Annotated in this window: 10 protein-coding genes and 1 CRISPR repeat array; of the genes, 4 read left to right on the top strand and 6 right to left on the bottom strand. The window is 45.7% G+C overall.

Annotated features, from left to right (window positions below):
- The first annotated feature begins 106 nt into the window (after window positions 1-106).
- On the top strand, window positions 107-385 hold the full coding sequence (cas2, locus tag ACJ2PR_RS22535; RefSeq protein WP_446878631.1) for a CRISPR-associated endonuclease Cas2: 279 nt from the start codon (window positions 107-109) through the stop codon (window positions 383-385).
- Window positions 386-636: 251 nt separating this feature from the next.
- A CRISPR array of direct repeats spans window positions 637-2,900; the repeat unit is 36 nt; unit sequence GTTTACCGATTACTTCAAATCGGATTAGTTGGAAAC.
- A 287-nt stretch (window positions 2,901-3,187) separates the two neighbouring features.
- Complete coding sequence (locus ACJ2PR_RS22530) at window positions 3,188-4,396, top strand: RNA-guided endonuclease InsQ/TnpB family protein (RefSeq protein WP_446878630.1); 1,209 nt, start codon at window positions 3,188-3,190, stop codon at window positions 4,394-4,396.
- Between the two features lies 1 nt (window position 4,397).
- Here ACJ2PR_RS22530 and ACJ2PR_RS22525 read toward each other — a convergent pair whose 3' ends face one another.
- The 4 genes from ACJ2PR_RS22525 to ACJ2PR_RS22510 form a co-directional block, all read right to left on the bottom strand.
- A complete protein-coding gene (locus tag ACJ2PR_RS22525) occupies window positions 4,398-4,739 on the bottom strand; it encodes a hypothetical protein (RefSeq protein ID WP_446867834.1) in 342 nt (113 codons plus the stop codon).
- Entirely contained in the window at window positions 4,736-5,140 is a 405-nt protein-coding gene (locus tag ACJ2PR_RS22520) for a hypothetical protein (RefSeq protein WP_446878629.1), read from the bottom strand. The genes ACJ2PR_RS22525 and ACJ2PR_RS22520 overlap by 4 nt, the downstream gene beginning before the upstream one ends.
- A 267-nt stretch (window positions 5,141-5,407) precedes the next feature.
- Complete coding sequence (locus ACJ2PR_RS22515) at window positions 5,408-5,695, bottom strand: hypothetical protein (RefSeq protein ID WP_446878628.1); 288 nt, start codon at window positions 5,693-5,695, stop codon at window positions 5,408-5,410.
- Window positions 5,692-5,943 carry a hypothetical protein gene (locus ACJ2PR_RS22510; protein WP_446878627.1) on the bottom strand — a complete coding sequence of 84 codons (252 nt, stop codon included), beginning with the start codon at window positions 5,941-5,943 and terminating at the stop codon, window positions 5,692-5,694. The genes ACJ2PR_RS22515 and ACJ2PR_RS22510 overlap by 4 nt, the downstream gene beginning before the upstream one ends.
- Window positions 5,944-6,129: 186 nt before the next feature.
- On the opposite strand from ACJ2PR_RS22510, the gene ACJ2PR_RS22505 reads away from it, so the two are divergent.
- Together ACJ2PR_RS22505 and ACJ2PR_RS22500 are read left to right on the top strand one after the other, a co-directional pair.
- Window positions 6,130-6,342 (top strand): hypothetical protein, encoded by a 213-nt coding sequence (locus tag ACJ2PR_RS22505; RefSeq protein ID WP_446878626.1) that lies wholly within the window; start codon window positions 6,130-6,132, stop codon window positions 6,340-6,342.
- A 217-nt stretch (window positions 6,343-6,559) separates the two neighbouring features.
- Entirely contained in the window at window positions 6,560-9,784 is a 3,225-nt protein-coding gene (locus ACJ2PR_RS22500) for a glycoside hydrolase family 15 protein (protein ID WP_446878625.1), read from the top strand.
- A 23-nt stretch (window positions 9,785-9,807) separates the two neighbouring features.
- Here the strand turns inward: ACJ2PR_RS22500 and ACJ2PR_RS22495 are convergent, their stop codons facing one another.
- Both ACJ2PR_RS22495 and ACJ2PR_RS22490 read right to left on the bottom strand, forming a co-directional pair.
- Window positions 9,808-10,050 carry a hypothetical protein gene (locus ACJ2PR_RS22495; protein ID WP_446878624.1) on the bottom strand — a complete coding sequence of 81 codons (243 nt, stop codon included), beginning with the start codon at window positions 10,048-10,050 and terminating at the stop codon, window positions 9,808-9,810.
- Window positions 10,051-10,261: 211 nt separating this feature from the next.
- Complete coding sequence (locus ACJ2PR_RS22490) at window positions 10,262-11,050, bottom strand: thermonuclease family protein (RefSeq protein WP_446861363.1); 789 nt, start codon at window positions 11,048-11,050, stop codon at window positions 10,262-10,264.
- Between the last annotated feature and the right edge of the window lie 462 nt (window positions 11,051-11,512).

Genomic DNA, 11,512 nt, shown 5'->3' with positions numbered 1-11,512 from the left:
ACGTTAATTTGAGGAGGGCGGAAGAGGGAGGGCGGAAGAGGGAGGTTTTGCTCAACAAACTTCTTTCAATCTAAAATCGCAAATCTAAAATCTAAAGTGGTACAGGATGATGCTGGTGGTTGTGGTTTATGACATTCCTGATGATAAGAGGCGGCTAAAGCTCTCAAATTTTTTGGAGGGGCATGGGCGACGGGTGCAATATTCGGTGTTTGAGTGTTTTCTGAGTTTGGAGGAAATGCGGCAACTTTATCAAAAGGTGCAGGGCAAGGTGAAGGCATCAGAAGACAGTGTGCGGTTTTATTGGATTTCGCAGGATGCGGTGTCGCGGGTGTTGACCATTGGCAGTCCGTTACCTGAACCACCGCCAACTTGTTACATTGTTTGAGCTTTTCTGTGTTTTTTGGGGGCCGAGATCCGCATGTTTTCTGATAGAAACTCTGCTTTGCCACACAGGTCGGCGGATCGCTGAAAGCCACATTCTTTCGTTGACCTCTGTGGATCGCTTGCTGCATAAAGGTTTTGGCTGATGAGTTCTCTATTTTTTGCCTGAATGCTATACTGATCTCACAAGCAAAAAGACCCTCTGTGGTTTTGAGGCTTGAAACGCTTTCCAGGAGAAGGCTCTCTGGGGGGTGATTTTACCGATTACTTCAAATCGGATTAGTTGGAAACATAGTTGGTCATTGCCGAATCCACCTTGGAGAAAATCGGAATTTTACCGATTACTTCAAATCGGATTAGTTGGAAACTTATCAGCAAGCTGCTGACTAGAGCGAAAAGCAAGCAGTTTACCGATTACTTCAAATCGGATTAGTTGGAAACGAATATACAGCGACTCCAACCAGAAATGTTAGCGCATTATAGTTTACCGATTACTTCAAATCGGATTAGTTGGAAACCCCTTCACAATCAAACGTAACTCCTCTTCCGCTTCCACAGAAGTTTACCGATTACTTCAAATCGGATTAGTTGGAAACAATAAGTGCATGATTTGTTGTTCTTTTTTTAAAAGTTGTTTACCGATTACTTCAAATCGGATTAGTTGGAAACCCCTAATGATAGTTGTACAGATGTCCCAGAGTCTCCACTAGTTTACCGATTACTTCAAATCGGATTAGTTGGAAACCTGTAACGTCTCTTTTCTACTTTTAGCTTTTTCGCGCTGTTTACCGATTACTTCAAATCGGATTAGTTGGAAACAGATGAAGCTTGGTTGGGGCAGACAAGTGATCCCTGGTTTACCGATTACTTCAAATCGGATTAGTTGGAAACTCAATAGAAGGGTTTGCACACGTTGCTGCTTAACACAGGTTTACCGATTACTTCAAATCGGATTAGTTGGAAACTTGTTAAGGTTCTCACATTTCGCATCGGGATCTTGGTGTTTACCGATTACTTCAAATCGGATTAGTTGGAAACGCCAGCCAAACTGTGCCACTCTTATGCTCCAATCCCTCAAAGTTTACCGATTACTTCAAATCGGATTAGTTGGAAACCAATACTATATATCCATTCTGACAAGGTGATGCTGAGTTTACCGATTACTTCAAATCGGATTAGTTGGAAACGTTGTCACCGTTGAGGGCTTAGGAGGAGTTGGAATGCAACCGTTTACCGATTACTTCAAATCGGATTAGTTGGAAACAATAAACACTAAAACCGCTAAAACGGCGGTTACAATCAAGTTTACCGATTACTTCAAATCGGATTAGTTGGAAACTAGTAGATCGGAACATAACCCTCCTCGCTTGGCATATAGTTTACCGATTACTTCAAATCGGATTAGTTGGAAACCAGCAGTGGCGTTAATATTGGAAATGTTCCCGCCAGATGTTTACCGATTACTTCAAATCGGATTAGTTGGAAACTTTTCACATCAACTGCGTGGCGCATAAGGCCCCACGTTTACCGATTACTTCAAATCGGATTAGTTGGAAACCTGGATGTTCGATTGCCCATACTTGACCTGCGGACAGGTTTACCGATTACTTCAAATCGGATTAGTTGGAAACTTTCTTCCTTCTGTTCATCGATTTTGACGAACATGGTCGCGTTTACCGATTACTTCAAATCGGATTAGTTGGAAACTTGGGCTATTTCTCTTTGCGCCGCCTCTCTTTCAAAGTGTTTACCGATTACTTCAAATCGGATTAGTTGGAAACTTCGTTGAGCAACTTTCATCATGATCCCACGCAACGTCGTTTACCGATTACTTCAAATCGGATTAGTTGGAAACACCTGTGCTTGACCTTGACCTTGACCTTGCTGCTGCGTGTTTACCGATTACTTCAAATCGGATTAGTTGGAAACAACACCGCCTTTCAGGATGTCGTCTCCATCGCCGCCTGTTTACCGATTACTTCAAATCGGATTAGTTGGAAACGAACTATTGTTCAACACCGTTTGACTTGGCGCAAACAAGTTTACCGATTACTTCAAATCGGATTAGTTGGAAACTCACGACCGCCGCTTTCAAATTGGAAGAAGAAAGTGTCCGGTTTACCGATTACTTCAAATCGGATTAGTTGGAAACTTGAGGTTCAATGATTTCAGAGCTACCGTAATAAATGACGTTTACCGATTACTTCAAATCGGATTAGTTGGAAACTAAAGGTTCTGTTGCCTTGGCTAAACTGAACTGCGGGCAGTTTACCGATTACTTCAAATCGGATTAGTTGGAAACAAAGACAAGCCCATTGCCGTTTGAAAAATTGTCTTTACGTTTACCGATTACTTCAAATCGGATTAGTTGGAAACTTACACCAAGAAAGTCTTTCTTCGTTCTCCCTGTCCGGTTTACCGATTACTTCAAATCGGATTAGTTGGAAACACCTCAGAATTTCTACCGTAACCCGCAGCTTCAGGTTTACCGATTACTTCAAATCGGATTAGTTGGAAACAAAATGGAGGACGGAAGAACGAGGACGGAGGGCGGAGGACAAGAAAGAAAACGAGGACGGAGGACAAGAAAGAAAGGAAGCCGTATCTTGAATTTCTGATCTTTTTCCCTTCCTCTTCCGTCCTTCAAAAAGTGAGAAGAATGAGGACAGAGAGAAGAAAATTAACTCTTCTCGCGGAATTCCCCATCCGTCTATACGGTGGGGATGGATAGCGAGGGGCGCAAGCCCCAATCTCTTTGATATCAGCACGAATTTACAACAAATGGAATTCGTGTTAAAATAGCAACATGAAGAACGTTGTCAGGGTCAGAATTTATCCGACTACCGAACAAAAACAAGTGCTATCACAGGCGTTTGGTTGTGCCCGTTGGTACTGGAATAATTCGCTGAACACAACGAATGAACTTTACAAAGAGACAGGAAAAGGCTTATCTCAAGTCGGAATGAATAGCCGACTACCTGCTCTCAAGAAAGAGTATGAGTGGTTAGGCGAAACTTACAGTCAAGTGCTGCAAAGCGTGTCGCTAAACCTGTCTAGAGCGTTTGTCAACTTCTTTGAGGGACGGGCATCGTTCCCAAACTTCAAATCGAAGCATGATAAGCAATCAATCCAGTACCCTCAAAAAGTCCAAATCGTTGACGACAATCAACTGAAGTTCCCCGGCAAACTAGGCGTTGTTTCTGCCAAGATTCACCGCACATTTGAGGGCAAGATCAAAACTGTCACCGTCAGCATGAATCACGCAGGGAAGTATTACGCCTCTCTGCTATTTGATGATGACTTACCGGACATTGAGATTTCTTCAGACGGTAAGGCGGTTGGTATTGATGTCGGTCTAACTCACTTTGCTATCACTTCAGACGGTTCTAAGTTTGATAATCCTAAGCCTCTGAAAAAGCGGGCTAAGAATCTGAAGCGTAAGCAGCAAAAGCTGTCTCGCAAAGTAAAAGGATCAAATCGTCGCAAGAAAGCGCGTCGCGTTGTGGCGCGGGTACATGAAAGAATTGCAAACTCTCGGAAAGACTTCCAGCACAAGCTATCTCGCAAACTGGTGAACGAAAACCAAGTCATCGTTGTTGAGAATCTGGCAGTCAAAAGCATGGTGAAAAATCACTGTTTAGCCAAAGCAATCAGTGATTGTGGCTGGTCAGAATTTACCAGACAACTAAAATACAAGGCGGAAAAAGACGGGAAGACCTACTTAGAAATCGGTCGGTTTTTCCCATCGAGTAAGACTTGTCACGTTTGCCTCAATCAAGTCGGTAGCCTGTCTCTCGATGTGCGTAGCTGGACTTGCTCCAATTGCCAAACAAAGCATGATAGAGACGTGAATGCAGCTATCAACATTCGAGATGAAGGCTTGCGAGTATTAGCGTTAGGGACTAGCGCTACTGCCAATGGACGGAATGTAAGTCCGAGGGCTGGAAGGAAATCTTCCGTGTCTCAGGCTGTTCCGGTTGAAATTGGAAGCCCCATCCGCCATGCGGTGGGGTAGTTCACGCAGCATCCTTAGGCGAAGTTTTGCCTGCGTGTCCACGCCATAGACGAACAGCTTTGTTTGGGTCGTCGGGGGTTATCCGAGTCGCTAAAGACTCCCATTCCTCTAGCAGTTTCTCATGCTGTTCATCGGTGATGTCGGCAAACTCCCTCAAAACAGCCACTACGTGCAGTCCGATTGCTGTTTCCAGATATCGAAGGCTAATTTCGTAATTCAAGCTGAGTTGCTGTAGCACTTCTGAGGAATTGTCAATTTCTGTTAAATCAACAAACAAGATGGCTTGCCCTGGTTTCGCCCCAACAGGAAGTCTTAGGCTTTCAAGTTGTTCAATTGCGTTCATTTTTGCTCCTTTGATTGAGTGGCTTTGAACCAGCAGCGATATTGTTGATTGGCTCCCTGCTTTGGTTTTGATGGTTGCTGCACCCAGGAAACCTCAACACCATCTCTTAAAGCTTTCTCTCGACAGATTCGATTTGCTTCTTCTGGGCTTGATGCAAGAATTGGCTCATCGTACTCTACAACTTCCTCTACAACTTCTTCTGTTTCTGGATCGTTCAGCATTGGCATTGGGCTAACGGGTGCCAGTGGAGTCGGCGCGGGTGCTGACTGAGAAGGCGCACTGTAACTCCCTCCGTTGCCGCCGCCTACTGGAACTGGGTACATTTCATTTGGCTCACACGCTGTTAGCAGGAGGAGAAACGTCAATAGTTTTAATGGTTTAGCCCTTAGAAAATCCGGCATAATTTTGTTTGCTCCTTTGTTGGTTTCTTCAACATGGGGGAAGCCGTCTCAGTGGGGTGCTTGTAACACTCCACTAGGCGCATCTCGCATTAGTATGGTCATACTACCTTATATGTTTGAAAGATAGATGTCAGTCGTGAAGATTCTGTCAAGACGAGAGATTCTGGGCTAATCTGTTGGATGCTTGAGAGAGTAGTGGTTCCTCGTCGTTACGTAGCTCTAGCCGAAGGCATTCGCCAATCACTCGCTCACTGCGTTTCGCATAGCTCAAAGCATCAACTCGTCACCACCCGCGCTTACATCCCTAGGCACAGGGGTTTTACGCGCGACGGTAAACACTTGTTGTTGAAATGAATCACCTTGACGAATTGGTAAGATCAAACATTCACTCAGGGTGACTGGAGATGTAACCACGCGAATCAAACTCGACTCTATATGGTCAAATACCGCATCCATGATGGCAAGATAGGCAGGATACTGATCGATGTAATAAATTACTGGGGCCGAATCTAGAAATAATCGGCTCACCTGCTGAAAAGCGATCTCAAGCTTCATAGCCCCTCAACTACCTGATTTTCTCGTTCATCCCACTCGCGACGTAACTGATTTACCCATGCTTGAGCATCTTGTCCTCCTAACACGTTGGGAGCAGCACCCCGCAACTCTTGCCAACTCCGCTTTGAGTAAGTTTGAGCCACTGCGCGGCGCTTCAATTGCTCTGCTGCATGGCTGATCACTTCCAGTTGTTCTTCCGGTGTCAGTTGCTCAATTTCCTGCAACACTTCTTGCAACGACAAACTCATAATCCCAACCTCCTGAGATTTTCTGGAATTGCTGTCTCTAGTTTAGAACCTTCCACAAACGAACGAGGACGCAGAAACTTAACGGAACTGTACCTACCACTTTGTACGGTTGGATCGTCTTTGATAACTCAGCATCGGAATATCAGTTAGTTGCGGAAGGTATTATCACGCAGCCTCCCATTATTTATGATCAAGACACCTGGACTCAAATCAACAGGAGCGACTGTGACTGAAGCCGAAATCAGAATTCAACATCAAAAAATCAAAGAGGGTGTCAAAGTTGCTATCGCTCAAGCCCTCGAACGCCACCGCAGACTTGGAGAATCGATCGCTGTCTGGCAAGATGGAAAAGTTGTCATTCTAGAAGCAAACGAAATCCCTCCGATGCGTCTAAAGTAGCTGCATACATTCATGAAACGCGAATTCGATGGAGTTTTCTCGCTTCGTTATTGGGCACTTCTGCCCCCCAACCTCCCAATTTTGAAGGACTGTGAATCAAAAAATAATCTGATGCGATCGCTGATCCTCCCACCTCAACCCATTAGCTCATAAGATATAGGGATCTGGATCAGGGTGATTCAGAAGTTTATCCTTGATGGCTTCATTTAGGAAGAGTATGGCAGTCAAACCCAGCGATTTAGAGACTCGTCTCAACCATTACTATGAGCAGGTTCGAGCGATTATTCTTAGTCGCCAAAACCCCATTTCTGGGTTGCTCCCTGCGAGTACGGCCGTCAACGCTCACGGAGACTACACCGATGCCTGGGTACGAGACAACGTTTACAGCATTCTCGCCGTCTGGGGATTGGGACTCGCGTATCGCAAATTAGATACTGACCTGGGACGCACCTTTGAGCTAGAACACAGCGTCATCAAATTGATGCGGGGCTTGCTGTTTGCGATGATGCGCCAGTCCAAAAAGGTCGAGAAATTTAAAGAAAATCAGGCTCCCCTGGATGCGCTTCACGCTAAATACGATACAGATACGGGGGATGTCGTCGTGGGTGACGATGAATGGGGTCACTTGCAACTGGATGCCACGTCGATTTTTTTGCTGATGTTGGCGCAGATGACCTCATCGGGGCTGGCGATCGTCTTCACTCTAGATGAAGTCAACTTTATTCAAAATCTCGTCTACTACATCGGACGCACCTACCGCACACCCGACTTTGGCATCTGGGAACGAGGCAACAAAATTAATCACGGCAACCCCGAACTCAACGCCAGTTCTGTGGGCATGGCCAAAGCGGCTCTTGAAGCAATGAATGGGCTAAATCTGTTCGGCGTGCGAGGGAGTCAGACTTCTGTTATTCACGTATTACCCGACGAAATCGCCCGCTGTCGCACGACATTGGCATCCTTGTTGCCCAGAGAATCAAGTTCCAAAGAAGTCGATGCGGCGCTGTTGAGTGCGATCGGTTATCCCGCGTTTGCGGTCGAAGATGAAGAACTGGTCGATCGTACCCGCAACAAAATCATTGACCTTCTGGAAGGCAACTATGGCTGCAAGCGATTCCTGCGTGACGGACACCAAACCGTCTTAGAAGACACTAGCCGCCTCCACTATGAGCCGTGGGAACTCAAGCAGTTTGAACATATCGAGTGTGAATGGCCGCTGTTTTTCACTTACCTGGCGCTGGATGGATTATTTCGCGGCGATCGCTTGCAGGCTCAAGAATATCTGCAACTTTTGGATCGGCTGGTCGTCGAGCGAGACGGCTTAAAACTGCTGCCTGAGTTGTACATTGTGCCAGAGGCGGCGATCGAGGCTGAAAAAGCCAAACCTCACACTCAGACGCGCATTCCCAACGAAAACGTCCCGTTAGTCTGGGCCCAAAGTCTCTATCTGTTGGCACAAATGCTCAGTGATGGGCTGCTGGCGGTGGGCGATGTCGATCCGATCGGCTGCCATCTTCGCATCGGACAAATTCGTAAAGCCACCGTTCAAATCGCGCTGCTGGCCGAAAACGAGGCGCTGCAAACTCGACTCGCCGCCAATAATATCGAAACTCAAACTCTCAAGCAAGTCGAACCGATCCAAATTCGTCATGCGAGAGAACTGGCCGCCGCTTACGCTCAAGTCGGACGCAACGATAAACTGGGGCTGAGTGGACGACCCATGCGCCGAATGCGAGGGCTAACCACCTCTAGAATCTTCAAAATTTGTGGAGAAACGATCGCCTTCCTGCCGTCCTTTTTAGAACCTGAGCGCTTCTATCTAACGCTCGATTATCACTTTCTGGTTTCCAGCATCAAAAGCGAACTCGCCTACATCCATCGCCACTGGAATCATCTGGGCAGACCGACGATGACGCTGCTGCTGACTAATGAAATGCTAGACCTCGGACGAGAAGCGCTGCTCAATCTTGTACAAGAATTTCAAGAAGGGCTTTGTGGAGATGTACCCGTCCAGCTAGGTCGCCTCAATCAAATTATGCTAACGTCTGGGACTGAGCGAATCGATTCTCTATATGATTTTGAGTTTGAATCTTCCTCCGTCACGGCGCTCACAGTCACAAAGTATTATCTACCCTACAATTTAGAGAAAAATTATCCTCTCAGCCTCACTCAAGAATTCAAATTGGAGTATGAAACTGATGTCGATGCTTTATTAAACAATCTGCGCGAGTCAACCAATCTATATGAACAAATTGAGCTTCTCAGCACCCTGACCCGCCTAAAGGGATTAAACTTTGATACTCAGGTTGGGTCTGCTCTCGTCACCGTGATGGACTTACTCAATGAGGTCTACGCCAAAGCCAGTAAAGGCGATAAATCAGGGTCACCCTATTGGGGTGTAGTGCGGCGGGCGGCGGGGCTGCTTGATAAGGTTGATGTGGGACTGTCCGATGCGGTGACGGATATTGTAGTGCGACAAAAACAGATCGCTGTCGGTCGCGCTTATAGTGAAGATTCGCTGATTATGCAGCCGCTTCCTTATACAGAAGTGTTGGAAAAGATTCGTCACTTTTGTCGAGAAGATATTCGCGATCGCGTCCTCACTCAAGAGACTTTAATCTATCTCAGTTTACTGATCAAATCGGAGCCGGATTTATTTAAAGGATTGCTCACGTTACGAGTTGGCTATTTGATTCTCTTAATGACCAGTGACCTGGCCCAAGAACTCAAAGTCACCCAGGATGAAGCGTATGAACAATTGATGTGCCTCAGTCCATTTGAGATCAAAACTCGACTCCGACAGATTCTCGAAAGCTATGCTGACTTTAATCGCGCCCTGTTTAAACAAGAATCGCTGCGGGTAAAACTGCCCGATCGCGGTATCGATTGGGTCGTCATGTTAGATGAACAAACCGAAGTCGAACCTGCTAATCAAGATTGGTGGCGCAAACGTCAATTAGATGGTGCGTTAAATCGAGTTCCCAAAGATTTTTACCCCAGCGTATGGCAGCTTTTACATCACTGTAAGGGATTGGTAATCGGTGATAAATTAGAGCGACGCAACCGCCTCGATAGTGAATCTCTGATCATGGAAATGACTGCTGGCGAAAAGAATTTTGCACTGCAAGTAGAACACTTGTTAAACAAAATTCAAGCACCCGAATACCGTCAAGTGAATGTAGAAGCCCTCATGGAGTTATCGACTCTGACTGAACGCAACCCTGATTTGAGGATTGAAGAGTATATCGTCTTGGATGTATTAGTGGGCCATGCAGTTCGGCTTGCCTGGATTGATAAAAATATTCACTTAAGCGATCGCTACGATGAACATAAAGGAGTTGCCTGGCGATCGTTCTATGAAAGTTCACCCTACGACTGTGCCAGCTACATTGCCAAAGCTATGCGCTTCTTAACACAACTCGGACAAGCCAGCCAGGTTTAACGTGAATTCGCTTGATGTTAGAGCTATGAAATTACAGCGTACGCCAAAGAAACCCGCAGCGGCAGCCAAGTGCGGAATCCTTTAACTTGATAAATTGAGAATGCGATCGCCAGCACACCCGCAAGTAAGAGGTAATACACTCGAAAATTGCTGAGTAGCTCCAGGGGATAGCGCCACCAAAATAGAACACCGACCGAGAGAAGGGCTGTAATAATTAACAGACCATACAGAAAGAACTTGATAAGCTGACCGAGCGATTTAGTCATTATTCAATAAGGTTCAAACCTGAGTCCTTCTATTCTTCTACTCTTTTACGGATCTAGTGTGCAGTTCATGTGGCAAGACGACTAACATTCCTAATCACTCGCCGTAGATGACCCTGAACCTCAAACAGATCAACTTTTAGCGACTTGTACAGTGGAATTTTGAAGTACAACAGCGACTGAGAAAATCTGCGAACAAACAAGAATCCTCAGCTTATTCGCGGAATATCAACTCTTCTGGTTTGTACTGTAGCTTTAATTTGTCTCCGCTGACGCTCATCGCGGTAGAAAATTTAATTGATCTTTGATCGGGAACCGTGAACAAGCGATCGCTTCCTCGTGCTAGAGATTCAACAAACTGCCGCACCGTTTTTGTTTTATTTGAAGGGCGACCGTAGAATGATTCCAGTCGTCGCCATAGTTTTGGAAAGATAGGAGGGAGTTCGGCAAGATTGACTGGCGGTTTGATGGTGACTCCTTTAGTCGATGCATCTTTCGCCCAAATCCCTTTGTCTGCCTGCCGAGCGACTTTCACAGCTTCAGTCATCTCATCCCGCAGTTCTTTATAGAGCGTCTCATAGAACATGGGATAAACCAACCCCTCTATTAGCAGTTGATAATTGATACTTTGCTTAAGTAAGTCGCCCTCTAAGAAAACATCTGTACCATCTGCATTAGGTGAATTGCCTGTAAACACAAAGCAAACAGGTCTGCCGTTTTTGTCCGTGTGGCTAGACAAGATGTATCCTGGCAATCCATTTTTATTACCACCCAATAGTTCAATATTGGCTTCAGTCGCATCGGATGAAAAAGGTTTTTTCGCTGCCTTTTCTAGCGCGTCGATGGCTTCATATCGAAGTTGTACTTCTCCGCCTGGTTTAATATCAACTTGTCCTTCTAACTGGTCAAATAGGGTGTCATCATCAGCCAAAAATCTCACAGAGTCACCATCTGGAAAACCGCTTTTTGGATTGAAGACACCTTTAATGATGAGAAATCCCATTTTCTACTCTCCCAATTTGGTTGCAGTTACAGTTTGTGCTGGTGCGCCTGATTCCTTCTACAATCCTCAAGCTTCCATTTCCGTATTGTCTTCTCTAATCTCCCCCATTCCAAACGACCTCGCCAAATCTGGCGTTGCTGAATCAGGGGATGAATTGCCCAAAGCGGAGAGAAACCCAAGGTTCAAAGTCCCCCAATTTTAGGGGATTTAGGGGGCGAAAAGATGGACACTTCCCACAGATTCATTCCTCCAATCAGCAACGCCCCAAATCTAAAGGCGCTACTCCCTTCAAAAATTGATATTCCAAAAAATCAAAAATCTGTGTAAGATATTCCGCAGGTGGATATCACGCCCCGGAAATCTGATCTGGACAATCGGATCTCCGAGGACTTCCACCTAAGTTAAGAGCACTAACTTCGGAGGCGTTCATGATTGTACTACGTCTGCTTTGCGATGGGATCT

The organism is Phormidesmis sp. 146-33 (assembly GCF_052939515.1).
This window is presented reverse-complemented; position numbering and strand designations above follow the sequence as displayed.